Origin of the sequence: Halomonas sp. Y3 (assembly GCF_024137965.1) — a bacterium.
In the GTDB taxonomy this organism is placed as follows: domain Bacteria; phylum Pseudomonadota; class Gammaproteobacteria; order Pseudomonadales; family Halomonadaceae; genus Halomonas; species Halomonas mongoliensis.
This window is the reverse complement of sequence record NZ_CP099975.1, coordinates 1,299,994-1,316,978: the sequence shown is the minus strand read 5'-3', so window position 1 is coordinate 1,316,978 and position 16,985 is coordinate 1,299,994. Positions and strand designations below refer to the sequence as shown.

General features: G+C 70.1%; 15 protein-coding genes. 3 read left to right on the top strand and 12 right to left on the bottom strand.

Annotated features, from left to right (window positions below; translation table 11 throughout):
- Positions 1-30 precede the first annotated feature (30 nt).
- The 11 genes from NHL60_RS06255 to NHL60_RS06205 all read right to left on the bottom strand — a co-directional run bounded on the left by NHL60_RS06255 (position 31) and on the right by NHL60_RS06205 (position 13,142).
- Positions 31-1,326 carry an adenylosuccinate synthase gene (locus NHL60_RS06255; protein WP_253450328.1) on the bottom strand — a complete coding sequence of 432 codons (1,296 nt, stop codon included), beginning with the start codon at positions 1,324-1,326 and terminating at the stop codon, positions 31-33.
- Between the two features lie 61 nt (positions 1,327-1,387).
- Complete coding sequence (locus tag NHL60_RS06250) at positions 1,388-2,563, bottom strand: ATP phosphoribosyltransferase regulatory subunit (protein ID WP_253450325.1); 1,176 nt, start codon at positions 2,561-2,563, stop codon at positions 1,388-1,390.
- Between the two features lie 199 nt (positions 2,564-2,762).
- The gene (gene hflC, locus NHL60_RS06245) at positions 2,763-3,647 is read right to left on the bottom strand and encodes a protease modulator HflC (protein ID WP_253450320.1); all 885 of its coding nucleotides are present in this window, start codon (positions 3,645-3,647) and stop codon (positions 2,763-2,765) included.
- Complete coding sequence (gene hflK, locus NHL60_RS06240) at positions 3,648-4,886, bottom strand: FtsH protease activity modulator HflK (protein WP_253450316.1); 1,239 nt, start codon at positions 4,884-4,886, stop codon at positions 3,648-3,650.
- Between the two features lie 132 nt (positions 4,887-5,018).
- Positions 5,019-6,353: a ribosome rescue GTPase HflX gene (gene hflX / locus NHL60_RS06235; protein WP_253450313.1), complete on the bottom strand. Its 1,335-nt coding sequence runs from the start codon at positions 6,351-6,353 to the stop codon at positions 5,019-5,021.
- A gap of 8 nt (positions 6,354-6,361) precedes the next feature.
- Positions 6,362-6,610: an RNA chaperone Hfq gene (gene hfq, locus NHL60_RS06230; protein WP_253450309.1), complete on the bottom strand. Its 249-nt coding sequence runs from the start codon at positions 6,608-6,610 to the stop codon at positions 6,362-6,364.
- A gap of 123 nt (positions 6,611-6,733) precedes the next feature.
- Positions 6,734-7,672, bottom strand: a complete 939-nt coding sequence (gene miaA, locus NHL60_RS06225) for a tRNA (adenosine(37)-N6)-dimethylallyltransferase MiaA (RefSeq protein ID WP_253450307.1) — start codon at positions 7,670-7,672, stop codon at positions 6,734-6,736.
- A gap of 4 nt (positions 7,673-7,676) precedes the next feature.
- Positions 7,677-9,641 carry a DNA mismatch repair endonuclease MutL gene (gene mutL / locus NHL60_RS06220; protein WP_253450305.1) on the bottom strand — a complete coding sequence of 655 codons (1,965 nt, stop codon included), beginning with the start codon at positions 9,639-9,641 and terminating at the stop codon, positions 7,677-7,679.
- Positions 9,642-9,664: 23 nt separating this feature from the next.
- Positions 9,665-11,098 carry an N-acetylmuramoyl-L-alanine amidase gene (locus NHL60_RS06215; protein ID WP_253452045.1) on the bottom strand — a complete coding sequence of 478 codons (1,434 nt, stop codon included), beginning with the start codon at positions 11,096-11,098 and terminating at the stop codon, positions 9,665-9,667.
- A gap of 8 nt (positions 11,099-11,106) precedes the next feature.
- Positions 11,107-11,613: a tRNA (adenosine(37)-N6)-threonylcarbamoyltransferase complex ATPase subunit type 1 TsaE gene (tsaE, locus tag NHL60_RS06210; RefSeq protein WP_253450303.1), complete on the bottom strand. Its 507-nt coding sequence runs from the start codon at positions 11,611-11,613 to the stop codon at positions 11,107-11,109.
- Between the two features lie 2 nt (positions 11,614-11,615).
- Positions 11,616-13,142, bottom strand: a complete 1,527-nt coding sequence (locus NHL60_RS06205; protein ID WP_253450300.1) for an NAD(P)H-hydrate dehydratase — start codon at positions 13,140-13,142, stop codon at positions 11,616-11,618.
- Between the two features lie 115 nt (positions 13,143-13,257).
- On the opposite strand from NHL60_RS06205, the gene queG reads away from it, so the two are divergent.
- On the top strand, positions 13,258-14,358 hold the full coding sequence (gene queG, locus NHL60_RS06200; protein ID WP_253450298.1) for a tRNA epoxyqueuosine(34) reductase QueG: 1,101 nt from the start codon (positions 13,258-13,260) through the stop codon (positions 14,356-14,358).
- 1 nt (position 14,359) lies between these two features.
- Here queG and orn read toward each other — a convergent pair whose 3' ends face one another.
- A complete protein-coding gene (gene orn / locus NHL60_RS06195) occupies positions 14,360-14,953 on the bottom strand; it encodes an oligoribonuclease (protein ID WP_253450296.1) in 594 nt (197 codons plus the stop codon).
- A gap of 95 nt (positions 14,954-15,048) precedes the next feature.
- Between orn and rsgA the strand changes: the two genes are divergently transcribed.
- On the top strand, positions 15,049-16,080 hold the full coding sequence (rsgA, locus tag NHL60_RS06190; RefSeq protein WP_253450294.1) for a small ribosomal subunit biogenesis GTPase RsgA: 1,032 nt from the start codon (positions 15,049-15,051) through the stop codon (positions 16,078-16,080).
- A gap of 62 nt (positions 16,081-16,142) precedes the next feature.
- Entirely contained in the window at positions 16,143-16,973 is an 831-nt protein-coding gene (locus NHL60_RS06185; RefSeq protein WP_253450290.1) for a sulfurtransferase, read from the top strand.
- Positions 16,974-16,985 lie beyond the last annotated feature (12 nt).

Here is a 16,985-nt window from a genome sequence, read left to right as displayed (position 1 = left end):
CAGCCTCAGGCGGCCGGGGACCGGCGGCGCTCAGCCCTCGAAGGGGTTGCGCAGCACGATGGTCTCGTTGCGATCCGGGCCGGTGGAGATGATGTCGATGCTGACGCCCACCTTCTCCTCCAGGTAGCGGATATAGGCGCGGGCGTTGGCCGGCAGGTCCTCGACGCGCTGGGCGCCCAGGGTCGACTCGCTCCAGCCCGGCAGGTCCTCGTAGAGCGGCTCGATGGCCTCGTAGCCCTCGGAGTCCACCGGGGTGTCGAGCACCTCGCCATCCTTGCTGCGGTACCCCACGCAGACGCGGATGTTCTCGAGACCGTCGAGGACGTCGAGCTTGGTCAGGCAGATGCCCGAGACCGAGTTGATCTGCACCGCATGGCGCAGGGCCACAGCGTCGAACCAGCCGCAGCGCCGCGGGCGGCCGGTGGTGGCACCGAACTCGTGCCCCTTCTCGGCCAGGTGACGGCCGTGGTCATCGAAGAGCTCGGTGGGGAAGGGGCCGGAGCCGACCCGGGTGGTGTAGGCCTTGGTGATGCCCAGCACGTAGTCCAGGTAGAGCGGGCCGACGCCGGAACCGGTGGCGGTACCGCCGGCGGTGGTGTTGGAGCTGGTCACGAAGGGGTAGGTGCCGTGGTCGATGTCCAGCAGCGAGCCCTGGGCGCCCTCGAAGAGGATGTTCTCGCCCGCCTTGCGGTAGTCGTGGACCAGGCCCACGGTGTCGCAGACCATGGGGCGCAGCTCATCGGCCATCTGCATGGCCTCGTCGAGCACCTCCTGGAAGTCCACCGGCTTCTCGCCGTGGTAGTTGACCAGCACGAAGTTGTGGTAGTCCAGCACCTCGCCGAGCTTGGAGGCGAAGCGCTCGCGGTGCAGCATGTCGCCCAGGCGCAGGCCGCGGCGGGCGACCTTGTCCTCGTAGGCCGGGCCGATGCCGCGGCCGGTGGTGCCGATCTTGGCCACGCCACGCGCCTTCTCGCGGGCCTGGTCCAGGCGCACGTGGTAGGGCAGGATCAGCGGGCAGGCCGGGGAGAGCCGCAGGCGCTCGCGCACCGGCACGCCCTTCTCCTCAAGCTCGCGGATCTCCTTGATCAGCGCCTCGGGCGAGAGCACCACGCCGTTGCCGATGACGCAGGTCTTGTCCTTGCGCAGGATGCCGGAGGGAATCAGGTGCAGGACGGTCTTCTCACCGTCGATCACCAGGGTATGGCCGGCGTTGTGGCCGCCCTGGAAGCGCACCACGGCGGCGGCGGATTCGGTCAGCAGGTCGACGACCTTGCCCTTGCCCTCGTCACCCCACTGGGTGCCCAGTACCACTACGTTCTTGCCCATTGCTCTCTCGTCTCTCGTTGCCGCGCGCCGGCTGGCCGTCGCGCCCAAGGTTTAACCCAGTCTACAGTGCCACGGCCTGCCAGTGGCCATCGGTGAACACCAGTTCGCGATCGCAGCGGTGCTCGGCGGGCCCGGTGCGCTGCCCCGGCAGCGCCTGGACTACCCGCTCGCCCTGTCCGCGCAGCGTCATCACCGCTTCTGCCAGCCCCTCTCCCTCCGCCGGGGCCCAGATGCCCTCACGGGGCGGCAGCGCGGGAGAGAGCCCCGCCAGCTGCTTGAGGTCCATGGAGAAGCCGGTGGCCGGGCGGGCGCGGCCGAAGGCGCGCCCGGTGTCGTCATAGCGGCCGCCCTTGGCCAGCGCCTGGCCGTAGCCGGGCACATAGGCGGCGAACATCATGCCGGTATGGTAGGCGTAACCGCGTAGCTCGCCCAGATCGAAATAGGCCTCCACCTCGGGGTGGCTGGCCGCCACGCCCTGATGCAGGGCGCGCAGCTGCTCGAGGGCCGCGCCTACCGCGGCGGGTGCCTCGGCGAAGGCCTCCCGGGCCTCCTCGAGCACCTCGGCGCCGCCGTGCAGCCGCCCCAGGGCCAGGAACATCTCCGCCAGGGTCGGGTCCGCGACGCTCTCGGCGACCCGCTCGGCGATGGCGCCCGGGCTCTTGAGCTCCAGGGCCTCGAAGAGGGCCCGCTCGGCGTCGCCCGCGAGGCCCGCGGCCTCCACCAGGCTGCGGTAGATGCCGATATGGCCCAGCGCCAGGTGAATCTCGCCGGCGCCGGCGGCGGTCAGGCTGGCCAGCGCCAGATGCAGGATCTCGAGGTCCGCCTCGATGCCGGCATGGCCGAACAGCTCGACCCCGACCTGTACCGGGCTGCGCCCCCCCTGATGCTGGTCGGCGGTGGCCCGCAGCACATTGGTGCAGTAGCAGAGCCGCACCGGCCCCTGGCGCTTGAGCGAATGGGCGTCCATGCGCGCCACCTGGGGGGTGACGTCGGCGCTGACGCCCATCATGCGGCCGGTCAGCTGGTCGGTGAGCTTGAAGGTCTGCAGCGCCAGGTCGGAGCCGGTGCCGGTGAGCAGGGAGTCGAGAAACTCCGCCGTCGGCGGCATCACCTGGTCGTAGCCCCAGCGGTGGTAGAGGTCGAGCAGCGCGCGGCGCAGCTCCTCCATGCGGCTTGCCTGAGGCGGCAGCACCTCGTCCATGCCGTCGGGCAGCAGCCAGCGGTCAGCGATGGTCATGTGAATCATCCTGCAAGGCAGTGAAAAGGCCGTGGAAAAGACGCTCGAACCGAAGCGTCGGCGAGCATCCAGGCGCGACAGGACTCGCGAGGTCTTGCGCGCGAGATCTGGCGATAGACGGCCACAAAAAAACCGGGCCACGCCCGGTTGCGGGAGTCTACCACGTTTGCGCCGGGGATGAACCCCGGCGCTTTCGCCGTTACTGCCCGTTGTCGGGCATGGCGCTCTTCAGGTAGCGGAAGAAGTCGCTGGAGGGGTCCAGCACCAGCATGTTGCCGTCGCCCTGGAAGCTCTCGCGGTAGGCGTTCAGGCTGCGCCAGAAGGCGAAGAACTCCTGGTCCTGGGAGTAGGACTCCGAGAAGATCGCCGCGGCCTCGGCATCGCCCTCACCGCGCAGGGTCTCGGCCCGCTCGGTGGCCTGGGCCAGCAGCACCTGGCGGCGGCGGTCGGCATTGGCGCGAATCCGCTCGGCCTCTTCCTGACCCTGGGCGCGCCACTCGCGGGCCTCCCGCTCACGCTCGGAGCGCATGCGGTCGAAGACCGCCGCGGAGACGTCGTCGGGCAGGTCGATCCGCTTGACGCGCACGTCGACGATGGCGACGCCGAGCTCCTCGCGCAGCAGGGCATCGAGGTCCTGGGTCGGCCCGATCATCAGGTCGTCACGGCGCTCGGCGATGATCTGCTGAAGATCCAGGCGGCCGAACTCGTTACGCAGGCTCTCGTCGACCCGCGGCTGGATCAGGCGGATCGCCATCATCTCGTCGCCGGCAGTGGCCTCGTAGTAGCGGGTGGGGTTGACCACCTGCCACTTGACGTAGGAGTCCACGATCACCGCCTTCTGCTCCAGGGTCAGGTAGCGGCTGGTGTCGGTATCCAGGGTCAGCACCCGGGTGTCGAACTTGCGCACCGTCTGGGTGATCGGCACCTTGAAGTGCAGGCCCGGCTGGATGTTCTCCTCGATGACCTCACCGAAGCGCAGCTTGACGGCGCGCTCGGTCTCGTCGACCACGTAGAGGCTGTTGCTGGCCAGCCAGGCCACTGCGGCCAGGCCGCCGACGATGAGCAGGGAACGATTATTGATCATTTAGCGGCCCTCCCTGCGGATTCCACTGTTGCTGCTGGAGCTCGTGCCGGTCTGACCGGAGCGCAGGCGCTCCAGCACCCGCGGGTCGAGCTCGCCCTGCTCGCCCAGGCGCTCGCCGGAGGACGAGGTACCGCTGCCGCCGTTGCCCATCTGGTCGAGGGGCAGGTACATCAGCGGGCTGTCGGAGGCCACGTCCACCAGCACCTTGGGCGTGCTGCCGAAGACCTCGGCGATGGCATCCAGATAGAGGCGCTCGCGCATGACCGCCGGCGACTGCTGGTACTGGGAGAGCAGCGCGTTGAAGCGGTTGGCCTGACCGCGCGCTTCCGCCACCACCGACTCGCGGTAACCCTGGCCCTGCTCGACCAGGCGCTGTGCCTGACCCTGGGCTTCGGGGATGATGGCATTGGCGTAGGCCATGCCCTGGTTGATGGTCCGCTGACGATCCTCGCGGGCCCGGATCACGTCGTCGAAGGCGTCGATGACCGGCGCGGGGGCCGAGGTGGACTCGATGTTGATGGTCTGCAGGCGAATGCCGGTACCGTAGCTGTCCAGGTAGGACTGCAGACGGCTGGACACCGAGCTGCCGAGGATCTCACGACCCGAGGTCAGGATCTCGATCATGTCGGTGCCGCCGACCACGTGACGCAGTGCCGAATCCAGCGCGTTCTCTATGGAGAGCTGGGGGTTGCGCACGTTAAGCACGAAGTCGCGGGGGTTGGAGACCTGATACTGAGCCGAGATCTCGACCTCGACGATGTTCTCGTCGCGGGTCAGCATCGACTGGGTCTGGGTCAGGGAGCGCACCCGGGTCACATTGACCATGCGCACGTCGTCGATCAGCGGCGGGTTCCAGTGCAGGCCTGGGCTGACCACCTCCTGGAACTTGCCGAAGCGCAGCACCACGCCCCGCTCGGACTGGTCCACCAGGTAGAAACCGGACGCCGCCCAGATGGCCAGCGCCACGATGATCAGCAGGCCCGGGAGCGCAAAGACGTTGCGGGGCTTGCCGCCACCGCCCTTGCCACCCTTGCCGCCGCCCTTGCCGCCGCGGCCGCCGAGCATGCCGTTGAGCTTGTCCTGAAACTTCTTCAGGGCTTCATCGAGGTCGGGGGGGCCCTGGTTGCCGCCGCGGTTGCCACCGCCGCCGTTGCCGCCGCCACTGCCACCGCCGCGTCGGCCACCACCACTCCAGGGGTCGTGCTGGTTACCGCCACCACCAGGCTCATTCCAGGCCATAGGTCTTCTCCATAGTGCGTTGCTGCCCCGGCCGGCAAGCCGGTCGGGGCCTCGGTTGCGATCCTGTCGGCACCCCTGCCGGGAGCGGGGCGCCCGTCGACCTTGTCGTTATCGTCGTCCGCCTGCCGGCGCCTACCTGCCTTCCTGAAGCGTCTCCTCCCAGGCCTCGCGCTCCTGCAGCGCGGCCGGGAGGTAGTCGTCGGCGCGCTCGCCGAGCCGCGCCATCAGCTGCAGGAAGTCGCGGCGCGGCAGCCTGACCTGCAGCCGGGTGAGCCCCTCCTCGTCGAAGGTCTCATCGCGCACCGCCCCCAGCTCGTGGAGCGCCGCGCGCAGCTTGCCCTGCGCCGGGGCCAGGCTGAGGGAAAATTCGAGCACGTCTTCCGCCAGCCGCTCGGCCAGGGCCTCGGCCAGCAGCTCGAGCCCCTTCCCTTCCTTGGCCGAGAGCCACACCACTTCGGGGCGGCCCTCGCCGTCGCGCTCGATGCGCGGGGCGCTGTCGAGCAGGTCGATCTTGTTCATTACCTTGAGCATCGGCACCTCCAGGGCGCCGATCTCATGGAGCACCGACTCGACCTGCTCGACGTTGAGCTCACGGTCCGGGTCGGCGGCGTCGATCACGTGCACCAGCAGGGTGGCCTCGGCGGCCTCCTGCAGGGTCGCGCGAAACGCCTCCACCAGCTTGTGGGGCAGGTGGCGGATGAAGCCGACCGTGTCGGCCAGCACCACCGGCCCCACGTCCTCGATCTCCAGGCGCCGCAGCGTGGGGTCGAGGGTAGCGAAGAGCTGGTCGGCCGCATAGACCTCGGAAGCGGTCAGGGCGTTGAACAGCGTTGACTTGCCGGCGTTGGTGTAGCCCACCAGCGAGACGCTGGGAATCTCGGCCCGGGCCCGGGAGCGCCGATTCTGCTCGCGCTGGACGCGCACCTTGTCGAGGCGCTTGTGGATCGCCTTGATGCGCGCCCGCAGCAGGCGCCGGTCGGTCTCGAGCTGAGTCTCACCCGGGCCGCGCAGGCCGATACCGCCCTTCTGTCGCTCCAGGTGAGTCCAGCCGCGCACCAGCCGAGTGGACATGTACTCGAGCTGGGCCAGCTCCACCTGCAGCTTGCCCTCGTGGGTGCGCGCCCGCTGGGCGAAGATATCGAGGATCAGGCCGGTGCGGTCGAGCACGCGGCACTTGAGCTCGCGCTCGAGGTTGCGCTCCTGGGACGGGCTCAGGGCGTGGTTGAAGAGGACAAGCTCGGCGCCGTGGACCTTGAGCGCGTCGCGCAGCTCTTCCACCTTGCCGGAGCCCACGAAGGTGCGCGGATCGGGACGACTGCGGCTGCCGGTCAGCAGCGTGGCAGGGTCGGCACCGGAGGAGCGAACGAGTTCGAGGAACTCGCCCGCATCCTCGCGCTCCTTTTCGTCCTGGAAATCCACATGGACGAGTACGGCCGTTTCACCGGCGTCGGGACGTTCGAAAAACAATCACTACCTCACTGGGTTTCCTGCTGCGCGGCAGGATCCTGGGCCGGAAGGCGCACGTTGCGCGACGGCACCACGGTGGAGATGGCGTGCTTGTAGACCATCTGGCTCACGGTGTTGCGCAGCAGAATGACAAACTGGTCGAAGGATTCGATCTGGCCCTGCAGCTTGATGCCGTTAACCAGGAAGATCGATACCGGGATGCGCTCCTTGCGCAGAATGTTCAGGTACGGATCTTGAAGGGACTGCCCTTTGGACATGTTGCTCTCCCTGAAATTGTCTCTGGGGTTGATGTTATTTCGTGACGTACTGCTGTTGCCTCACTGGCATCGCCGACGCCGCGAGGGGCCCGGCTACCCGGCTCGTGAAAGGCGTATCTTACGCTAAGTGCCGAAATTGCGCACGAGTTTCAGCACTTCGCCCAGGGGGTCAGGCCCCAGGCTGTCGACCCAGGCAAGCCCCTCCCAGCTGCGCATCCAGGTCAGCTGACGCTTGGCCAGCTGGCGGGTGGCGACGATGCCGCGATGGCGCAGGGTCTCGAGGTCATGCTCGCCGTCGAGGTACTCCCAGGCCTGGCGGTAGCCGACGCTCTTCATCGACGGCAGGTCGAGGGAGAGGTCGCCGCGGGAGCGCAGCGCCGCCACCTCATCGAGAAAGCCCGCCTCCAGCATGGCATCGAAACGCCGGGCGATACGCTGGTGGAGTACGCTGCGATCCGAGGGTGCGAGCCCTATCGACAGCGTACGCCAGGGAAAGGTTTCCGCTCGCTGCTCGGCCCACAGCTCGCTGAGCGACCGACCGCTGAGGCGATAGACCTCCAGCGCCCGCATCAGCCGCTGAGGGTCGTTGGGATGGATGCGCGCCGCCGAGGCCGGATCGACCCGGGCGAGCTCGGCGTGCAGGGCAGCGAGCCCCCGGGCGCGCGCCTCGGCGGCCAGCTCGGCGCGCACCGCCGGGTCCGAGGAGGGCAGGTTGGCCACCCCGTGCAGCAGCTGCCGGAGATACATCATGGTGCCGCCCACCAGCAGCGGCACCCCGCCGGCTGCGCTGATCTGTCGCATATCGCGCAGGGCGTCCGCGCGGAACTCCGCCGCCGAGTAGGGCTCGGCGGGGTCGCGGATGTCGATCAGCCGGTGGGGGGCCCGGGCGAGCTCTTCCGCGGAGGGCTTGGCGCTGCCGATATCCATGCCGCGGTAGACCATGGCGGAGTCGACGCTGATCAGCTCGCAACCGAGCCGCTCGTGGAGGGCGATGGCCAGCTCGGTCTTGCCGGCGGCGGTGGGCCCCACCAGCAGGATGGCGGGAGGGCGGGTATCCGGCATCGAACTACTGCCCCCTCATGAAGAGCCGGTCCAGGTCCTTCATGCTCATCTCGGTCCAGGTGGGGCGGCCGTGGTTGCACTGGCCGCTGCGCTCGGTGCGCTCCATGTCGCGCAGCAGGGCGTTCATCTCGGCAGTCGTCAGCTGACGATTGGCGCGCACGCTGCCATGGCAAGCCATGGTGGAAAGCAGCTCGTTGACATGGGCCTCGAGGCGGTCGGAGCGGCCGTAGCGCTCCAGGTCGGCGAGCATGTCGCGCACCAGCGGCTCCACGTCGGCGTCGGCGAGCAGCGCCGGCAGCTGGCGCACCAGCAGGGTCTCGGGGCCGGCCACGTCGAGCTCCACGCCGAAGCGGGCGAAGGCGTCGCGCTCCGCCTCGGCGGTGGCCACCTCGGCGGCGCTGGCGGCCAGCGACACCGGCACCAGCAGCGGCTGGGCATCCAGCCGCCCGCCGTGTACCTGGGTCTTCATGCGCTCGTAGACGATGCGCTCGTGGGCGGCGTGCATGTCCACCAGGATCAGGCCACGCTCGCTCTGGGCGAGGATATAGACGCCGTGGAGCTGGGCGATGGCGTAGCCCAGCGGCGGCGCCCGGGTGTCATCGGCCTCGGGCAGCGACGGACGACGGGCGGCCTGCACCGCCTGGCGCTCGGCCAGGGCCACCCCGGCGGCGCTGCCGCCGACACCGCTCCCCTCGGCCCGGGGCGCCGCAGGCTGGGGCGTCAGCAGCGTCTCCTCGTGGCTCGGATGCAGGCTGCGGTAGCCCTCCATGAAGGCGCGGACGCGATCCGGCGTCACCCGCTCGCCCTCCTCCCGTCCCGGCAGCGCCATGGGCTGCTGCTCCCAGCGGGCGTCGCGTTCCCGCACCTGCCCTGCCTCTTGGGGCTCACCGCCATCGGCCTCGGCGCCATCGCCAGCCGGCAGCTCATCCGACTGGCCCGTCCCCGGCTGGCCGGCCCTCGCCTCCCCCAGGGCCCGATGCAGGCTGGAGAAGAGGAAGTCGTGGACCAGGCGGCCATCCCGGAAGCGCACCTCGTGCTTGGTGGGATGGACGTTGACGTCCACCACCGTGGGATCCACCTCCAGGTAGAGCACGAAGACCGGATGACGGCCAGCGAAGAGCACGTCGCGGTAGGCCTGGCGCACCGCATGGGCCACCAGGCGGTCGCGCACCACGCGTCCGTTGACGAAGAAGTACTGCTGGTCGGCCTGGGCCCGGGAGTGGGTGGGCAGCCCCACCCAGCCCCAGAGACGCAGGCCGGAAGCCGCAAGGTCCAGGTGCAGGGCGTTCTCCAGGAACGCTTTGCCGAGCAGCGAGGCGATGCGTCGCTCACGGCTGGCCTGGTCGTCCCCGGGACGCAGCTGGTGGAGGGTCTTCTGGTTGTGGCGCAGGATCCAGCCGATGTCGTAGCGGGAGAGCGCCTGGCGGCGGAAGGCCTCCTCCACGTGGCTGAACTCGGTCTTCTCGGTGCGCAGGAACTTGCGCCGGGCCGGCGTGTTGAAGAAGAGGTCGCGCACCGTCACCGAGGTGCCCCTGGGGTGCGGTGCCGGGCTGACCCGGGGCTCCATGTTGCGCCCCTCGGCCACCACCCGCCAGCCGGCGGTGGGGTCATCGGCGGCATTGGAGGTCAGCTCCAGACGCGAGACCGAGCTGATCGAGGCGAGCGCCTCGCCGCGAAAGCCGAGGCTCGCCACCCCCTCGAGCTCCTCCAGGGAGAGGATCTTGCTGGTGGCGTGGCGCGACAGGGCGAGGGGGAGGTCCTCCTCGGCGATGCCGCTGCCGTCGTCACGCACCCGGATCAGCCGGGCACCGCCCGCCTCCAGCTCCACCTCGATACGCGTGCTGCCGGCGTCGATGGCGTTTTCCACCAGCTCCTTGACCACCGAGGCCGGGCGCTCCACCACCTCGCCGGCGGCGATCTGGTTGGCAAGACGCGGGTCAAGGACCCGGATACGGCGCTGTTCAGACATATCTCTCCATGCACGCTGGACGCTCAGGAACGGGGAATGCGCAGCACCTGGCCCACGCGGATCACGTCGCCGTTGAGCTCGTTGGCCTGCTTGAGGCGGCTCGTCGAAACGTTGTGGCGAGCGGCGATCTGCGAGAGCGTATCGCCGGGCTGGATCCGATACTCGTTGCCGCCGGTGCTGCGGTTGTTGTCGCGCTGCCAGGCCAGCAGGCTGGCCGGCGGCGGGTTGCGGCGGAAGTGGTCCTGAAGGCCGGCGAAGATCGCCCGGGCCAGGTTCTGCTGGTGGCTCGGATCGCGCAGGCGACGCTCCTCGTCGGGGTTGGAGATGAACCCCGCCTCGATCAGCAGCGAGGGGATATCCGGCGACTTGAGGACCATGAAGCCGGCCTGCTCCACCCGGTTGCGATGCAGGCGATTGACCCGCCCCAGCTGGTCGAGCACCTGGCCGCCGATGGAGAGGGAGTCGTTGAGGGTGGCGGTCATGGTGAGGTCGAGCAGCACGCCGCGCAGCACCTCGTCCTTGTCGCGCAGGGAGAGGTTGCCATCCACGCCGCCGATCAGGTCGGCGCGGTTCTCGCTCTCCGCCAGCCACTGGGCGGTCTCCGAGGTGGCACCGCGCTGGGAGAGGGCATAAACCGAACTGCCCTGGGGGCGCGGGCTGGTAAAGGCGTCGGCATGGATGGAGACGAAGAAGTCGGCCTTCTGCTCCCGGGCGATCTGGGTGCGCTGGCGCAGTCCCACATAGTAGTCGCCGTCGCGGATCATGACGGCCCGGAAGCCTTCGGCCTCATCCACCAGCCGCTGCAGGCGCCGGGAGATCTCCATCACCACGTCCTTCTCGCGGGTGCCGCCGGGGCCGATGGCCCCCGGGTCCTCGCCGCCGTGGCCGGGGTCGATGGCGATGATGATATCGCGCCTGGGGTGGGGCTGAGCCTGCTGCAGCGCCACCGCCGCCTCCGGCACCACCCGCTCCGGCTCACTCCCGGACTCGGCCCGGGCCCGATTGGCGGCGATCTCCTGCTCGCGGAGCATCGCCTCGATGGGGTCGATGGGATCCTGGACGGCGCTCTCGCCGGGGTACTCGAGGTCCACCACCAGGCGATGGCCGTACTGGTCGTTGGGTGCCAGGCTGAAATGGCGCGGCTCCACCTCGCGCTCGAGCTCGAGCACCACGCGCAGGCCGCCACCGTCCCGCACCCCGGTGCGAATGCGGCTGATGGCGCTGCCGGAGAGGTCGATGCCGGCGACGTCCGCAGCCATGCGGCTGTCATCGAGGTCGACCACCAGGCGCCTGGGGCTGTCCAGCCCGAAGACGCTGGCGCTGGCCGGCCCGGAGAGGTCGAAGACCAGGCGGGCATGGTCCGGGGCCGCCCAGAGGCGCACGTTCTCCACCTCGGCGGCCTGCAGCCCGGTCAGAGGCAGCCACAGCAGGGTTGCGACCAGAAGGCCGCGCAGCATCCGCTTGATCATCGTGGCGTCTCGCCCTCCTCCGCGGTGTCGGCGCAGCCGGCCAGGGCGGGCATCGCCGCGAGCCTCGCCATGACCCGCTCGCCGAGCTCGCTTACGGCCTCGAGGCGAGCCAGGCGGCCAGGGCCGGCCAGGGTCAGGGTGATCCGCAGGTCGGGCTCGGGCAGCCAGCCCTCGCCGCGGCTGGGCCACTCCACCAGGCAGAGGGCGTCATCGTCGAAGAGGTCGCGGCCGCCGATAAACTCCAGCTCCTCGGGGTCACCCAGCCGATAGAGGTCGAAATGGTGAATCCGGGCGTTCTCGAGCTCATAGGGCTCCACCAGGGTATAGGTGGGGCTCTTGACCGCTCCGGCGTGGCCATAGGCGCGCAGCACCCCGCGGGTCAGGGTGGTCTTGCCGGCCCCCAGCTCCCCCTCGAGGTAGACTCGCCCACGCCCCTCCAGGGCCCGCCCCAGGCACTCGCCCAGGGTCACCTGACGCGCTTCATCATCGAGTCGCAGCCGCATCGTCACCGCCCCATTGTCCCGCTGATAGTCGGATTGACCAGAATTCGCGCATAGGATGCCAGATCACCGGCCAGCAGACCACGCTCCCCGGCGTTCGCGGCGGCGAGATCCGCGGCCAGGGCGTGCACCAGCACACCGAGCCGGGCGGCGGCCTCCAGGGGCAGGCCCTGGGCCAGCAGGGCCCCAAGCATGCCGGAGAGCGAATCGCCCATGCCGCCGCTGGCCATTCCCGGGTTGCCGAAGGGGCAGACCACGAGGCCCTCGGGCCCGGCCACCAGGGTCCCGGCCCCCTTGAGCACCACCACGCCACCGAAGCGCTCGCGCAGGGCCAGGGCCGCGGCGGGGCGGTCCGCCTCGACCTCGGCGGCGGAGCCGCCCAGCAGCCGGGCGGCCTCTCCGGGGTGTGGCGTCAGGATCCAGTTGTCGCGGCGCGTGCCGGAGAAGCGCTCGGCCAGCAGGTTGAGAGCGTCGGCATCCACCACCAGCGGCCGCTCGGCCTCGAGTGCCGCCTGCAGCATGGCCTGCCCCCAGCTTCCCTGCCCCAGGCCCGGGCCCACCACCAGCACGTCGGCCAGGGCAGGCAGCGTGCCGAGATCCGACGCGCCGCGCACCCCGTGGGCCATCACCTCCGGGCGTCGCACCAGGCTCGCCGTAACGTGCTCGGGGGCGGTGGCCAGGCTCACCTTGCCGGCGCCCAGCCGGGCGCAGGCCTCGGCGGCCAGCAAGGCCGCCCCGCCAAAGCCCGGCGCCCCGCCCAGGATCAGCGCATGGCCGCAGTCGCCCTTGTGGGCGCTGCGGGGCCGGGGAGGCAGCCAGGCCTCGAGCAGGGACTCGTCGAGCAGCCGGGCGGCGGGCACCAGGTCCGTCTCGGCCAGGGCGTCCACCCCGAGCGACCGAAAGGCCAGCTCGCCGACGTGCTCCGCCGCCGCCCCGGTATGCAGCCCCAGCTTGTCACCGATAAAGGTGACCGTGGCGCTGGCCCGCACCGCCTCGCCCAGCACGACGCCGGTATCGGCATGCAGCCCGGAGGGGATATCGATGGCGTATACGGGCAGGCCGCTGGCGTTGACCGCCGCGATCGCCTCCCGGAAGGCGCCGCGCACCTCGCCGGCAAGCCCGGTGCCGAGCAGCGCATCCACCACCAGCTCGCCGGTGAAGGCCATGCCGGGCGCCCAGGGCTCGGCGCCGACGCCCGCCGCCGTGGCCATCTCGGCGGCCAGGCGGGCGTCGCCTGCGAGCTCGTCGATGCCCTTGAGCAGGATACGCTGCACGGCGAGCCCTTCCGCGGCGGCCAGGGCCGCCAGCACATGGCCGTCGCCGCCGTTGTTGCCGGCGCCGCAGAGCACCGTGAGCGCGCGCGCCTCGGGCCAGCGCTCACGCAGCCGCTGCCAGGCGGCTGCGCTGGCCCGCTGCATCAGGGCGAAGCCCTGGATGCCGCCGGCGATGGTGCGTCGGTCGAGCTCGCGCACCTGCTCGGCGCGATAGAGGGGGCGCAGCGGCGGCGCGGGATGGACGCTGGTGGCGGTCATGCGGTGTCTCCCGAGGGGCAATGCTTTACCATGGCGGTATCGACTGACGAATAGTGTAAAGCCTTCCCGGCCTGCGCCAAGTGGCGAGGCCTCCCTGCATGGTGTTTCCGCGATCATGTCCGACCCGTCTGCCCCCGCCGACGCCCACCTTTATCCCCTGGCCGAGCGCATCAAGGCCTGGGGCCGCGAGCTCGGCTTTCAGCAGCTGGGCATCACCGACGTGGACCTGGCCGAGGACGAGGCGCGCCTCGAGCGCTGGCTGGCCGCCGGCTACCACGGCGAGATGGGCTTCATGGCCAAGCATGGCACCAAGCGCACCCGCCCCGCCGAGCTGGAGCCGGGTACGATCCGGGTGATCAGTGTGCGCCTGGACTACCTGCCCGCGGAGGTGGAGACCGCCAAGGTGCTGGGCCAGCCCGAGCGCGCCTATGTGTCGCGCTACGCCACCGGCCGCGACTACCACAAGCTGATGCGCAAGCGCCTGGCGACGCTGGCGAAATGGATCGAGGCCGAGGTGGGGCCCTTCGGCTATCGCGCCTTCGTGGACTCCGCGCCGGTGATGGAGCGGGCGCTGGCCCGCAAGGCGGGACTCGGCTGGTTCGGCAAGAACGCCATGCTGCTCAACCCGAAGGCGGGCTCGCTCTTCTTCCTGGGTGAGCTCTACACCGACCTGCCGCTGCCGGTGGACCCGCCCTTCGAGAGCGAGCACTGCGGCAGCTGCAGCGCCTGCCGCACCGCCTGTCCCACCGACGCCATCGTCGAGGACCGGGTGGTGGATGCCCGGGCCTGCATCTCCTACCTCACCATCGAGCTGCATGGCGCCATCCCCGAGCGCTACCGGGAGGCCATGGGCAACCGAGTGTTCGGCTGCGACGACTGCCAGCTGGTCTGCCCCTTCACCCGCTTTGCCCGGGTGAGCCAGGAGCCCGACTTCGCGCCGCGCCACGACCTGGACCGCGCCAGCCTGCTGGCGCTCTTCGCCTGGGGCGAGGAGGAGTTCCTGGAGAAGACCGCCGGCAGCCCCATACGCCGCATCGGCTACGCCCGCTGGCTGCGCAACCTCGCCGTGGGGCTCGGCAACGCCCCCTGGAGCGAGGCCGTGGAGGCCGCCCTCAGGGCACGGCTGCCCTACCCCTCCGATCTGGTCCGCGAACACGTGCGCTGGGCGCTGGCCCGCCAGCGAGAGAAGCGCCAGGCGCTGATCGCCAGCGGCTGACCTACTCCTCCTCGTCGCTCTCCTGGCCCGGCAGGCGCAGGAAGGTCTCGCGGTAGTGGGCAAGCTCGGCGATGGACTCCTTGATGTCATCCATGGCCAGGTGGACGTTGCGCTTCTGGAAGCCCGCCATGGCGCCGGGGTTCCAACGCTTGGCCAGCTCCTTGAGGGTCGAGACATCCAGGTTGCGGTAGTGGAAGAAGGCCAGCAGTTCGGGCATCTCGCGTTCCAGGAAACGGCGATCCTGGTGCACGCTGTTGCCGCACATGGGCGAGCTGCCGGGCGTCACATGCTCGCGCAGGAACTCGAGGGTCAGCCGCTCCGCTTCGGCGGTCTCGACGCCGCTCGCCTTGACCCGGGCGGTCAGCCCCGACTCGCCGTGGGTCTTCGTGCACCAGGCGTCCATGGCGTCGAGCAGGCTCTCCGGCTGGCTCACCGCGATCACCGGCCCCTCGGCCACGACGTTGAGCTCAGCGTCGGTGACCAGGGTCGCCACCTCGATGATGCGCTCCTTCTCCGGGTCGAGTCCGGTCATTTCCAGATCGATCCATACCAGCCGCTGCTGGCGGGGGTCCTGCCTGTCGTCATTCTGGGCCATGAGTCTGCCTTGGCTGCGGGCGCCGGCGCGGTTTTCGCGACAGCCGGCGCGGTGGATGAGTACAATACGGGTATTGTACCGAGCATCAGGCCCCCATGAGCAAACGCAAGCTTAGCCGCCAGCAGCGCTGGCGCATCGAGAAGATCCAGGCCGAGCGCGCCGAGCGCGCCGCCAAGCGCGATGCCCGTGAGAGCGAGAAACTGGCCGCCGGTGAGTACGGCCAGGAGCGCCCCGGGCGGGTGACCGCCCACTTCGGCCGCACCCTGGACGTGCGCCCCGAGGATAGCGACGAGGCGGTGCGCTGCCACCTGCGCGCCAACCTCGAAGGGCTTGTCACCGGCGACCGGGTGATCTGGCGTGGCCGGGAGGACCCCGATGGCCGAGTGGTGGAAGGCGTGGTGGTGGCCCGTGGCGAGCGCGACAGCGTGCTGGAGCGCCCCGACGCCCGCGGCCAGCTCAAGCCGGTGGCGGCCAACATCGACCAGATCCTGATCGTCTTCGCCGTGGAGCCCGAGCCCCACCCCAACCTGATCGACCGCTACCTGATTGCCGCCGAGGCCACGGGCATCGCGCCGGTGCTGGTGCTCAACAAGATCGACCTGCTGCCCGAGGGTGGCGGCGAGCTGCTGGCGCTGCTGCGCCGCTACGAGGGGCTGGGCTACCCGGTGGTGACCACCACCACCGAGCGCGAGGACGGCCTCGACGCCCTGCACGCTCGCCTGGCTGGGCGCACCTCGGTGTTCGTGGGCCAGAGCGGCGTGGGCAAGTCGTCCTTGATCGACCGCCTGCTGCCCGACGAGGAACTTCGCATCGGCGCGCTGTCGAAGGACTCGCGCAAGGGCACCCATACCACGACCACGGCGCGGCTCTATCCGCTGCCCGACGCCGAGTCCGCCGAGCTGATCGACTCCCCCGGGATCCGCGAGTTCGGCCTCGGCCACCTGGACGAGCAGCAGGTGGCGGAAGGCTTCATCGAGTTCCGGGACTTCCTCGGCCGCTGCCGCTTCCGCGACTGCCGCCACCGCCATGAGCCGGGCTGCGCGCTGCTCGAGGCGGTGGAGCGCGGCGAGATCCACCCGGAGCGCTTCGCCAGCTATCGGCGCATCGTCGAATCGCTCGAGTCCTGATCACCCGACTGCCTGATTGCCAGAACAAGGCCTGATTCTCAGAACAAGGAAAGGAGAGCCCCATGAGTTCCGAAGCCAACCTGCTGCCGCTGATCGTCGAGCCGGAACGGCTCGCCGAGCACCTGGATGATCCGTCGCTGCTGATCATCGATGTGCCGCTCAAGGGCGAGAGCTACACCGAGGGCCACGTGCCCGGTGCCATCTTCCTCGACAAGGGGCGCCTGATGCGCGGCGAGGGCGAGGTGCCCTGCCGGGAGCCCACGGTGGAGCAGCTCTCCGCGCTCTTCAGCGAGCTCGGCCTCACCCGCGACACCCACGTGGTGGCCTACGACGACGAGGGCGGCGGCTGGGCCGGGCGCCTGCTCTGGACCCTGGAGCTGATCGGCCACACCCGCTACTCCTACCTCAACGGCGGCATCCACGCCTGGCGCGCCGCCGGCCAGCCGGTCGCCACCGAGTCCACCGCCCCCACGCCCAGCGACTATGAGGCGGAAGTGCTCAGGCCCGAGGTACTGATCGACCGCATCGAGCTCCAGGAGCGCCTGGGCGAGAAGGGCTTCGCCATCTGGGACGCCCGCTCCCCCGAGGAGTACCGCGGCGAGAAGGGTGACAACCGCCAGCTGGGCCATATCCCCGGCGCCGTGAACATGGAGTGGACCCGCGCCATGGACCCGGAGCGCCAGCTGCGCATCCGCGACTACGCCGAGCTGATCACCGAGCTCGAGGCGCTGGGCCTGACGCCCGACATGGAGGTGGCCACCCACTGCCAGAGCCACCACAGAAGCGGCTTCACCTGGCTCGTCGGCCGCGCCCTGGGCTTCGAGAAGATCCGCGGCTACGCCGGCTCCTGGAAGGAGTGGGGCAACCGCGACGACACCCCCATCGAGAAATAGCCTTCAACGCAC

What these genes read in the sequence shown, in the direction of transcription:
- NHL60_RS06255 (WP_253450328.1), bottom strand. Translation starts at nt 1,326, where the DNA reads ATGGGCAAGAACGTAGTGGTACTGGGCACCCAGTGGGGTGACGAGGGC.
- NHL60_RS06250 (WP_253450325.1), bottom strand. Translation starts at nt 2,563, where the DNA reads ATGACCATCGCTGACCGCTGGCTGCTGCCCGACGGCATGGACGAGGTG.
- hflC (WP_253450320.1), bottom strand. Translation starts at nt 3,647, where the DNA reads ATGATCAATAATCGTTCCCTGCTCATCGTCGGCGGCCTGGCCGCAGTG.
- hflK (WP_253450316.1), bottom strand. Translation starts at nt 4,886, where the DNA reads ATGGCCTGGAATGAGCCTGGTGGTGGCGGTAACCAGCACGACCCCTGG.
- hfq (WP_253450309.1), bottom strand. Translation starts at nt 6,610, where the DNA reads ATGTCCAAAGGGCAGTCCCTTCAAGATCCGTACCTGAACATTCTGCGC.
- miaA (WP_253450307.1), bottom strand. Translation starts at nt 7,672, where the DNA reads ATGCCGGATACCCGCCCTCCCGCCATCCTGCTGGTGGGGCCCACCGCC.
- mutL (WP_253450305.1), bottom strand. Translation starts at nt 9,641, where the DNA reads ATGTCTGAACAGCGCCGTATCCGGGTCCTTGACCCGCGTCTTGCCAAC.
- NHL60_RS06215 (WP_253452045.1), bottom strand. Translation starts at nt 11,098, where the DNA reads ATGCTGCGCGGCCTTCTGGTCGCAACCCTGCTGTGGCTGCCTCTGACC.
- tsaE (WP_253450303.1), bottom strand. Translation starts at nt 11,613, where the DNA reads ATGCGGCTGCGACTCGATGATGAAGCGCGTCAGGTGACCCTGGGCGAG.
- NHL60_RS06205 (WP_253450300.1), bottom strand. Translation starts at nt 13,142, where the DNA reads ATGACCGCCACCAGCGTCCATCCCGCGCCGCCGCTGCGCCCCCTCTAT.
- queG (WP_253450298.1), top strand. Translation starts at nt 13,258, where the DNA reads ATGTCCGACCCGTCTGCCCCCGCCGACGCCCACCTTTATCCCCTGGCC.
- orn (WP_253450296.1), bottom strand. Translation starts at nt 14,953, where the DNA reads ATGGCCCAGAATGACGACAGGCAGGACCCCCGCCAGCAGCGGCTGGTA.
- rsgA (WP_253450294.1), top strand. Translation starts at nt 15,049, where the DNA reads ATGAGCAAACGCAAGCTTAGCCGCCAGCAGCGCTGGCGCATCGAGAAG.
- NHL60_RS06185 (WP_253450290.1), top strand. Translation starts at nt 16,143, where the DNA reads ATGAGTTCCGAAGCCAACCTGCTGCCGCTGATCGTCGAGCCGGAACGG.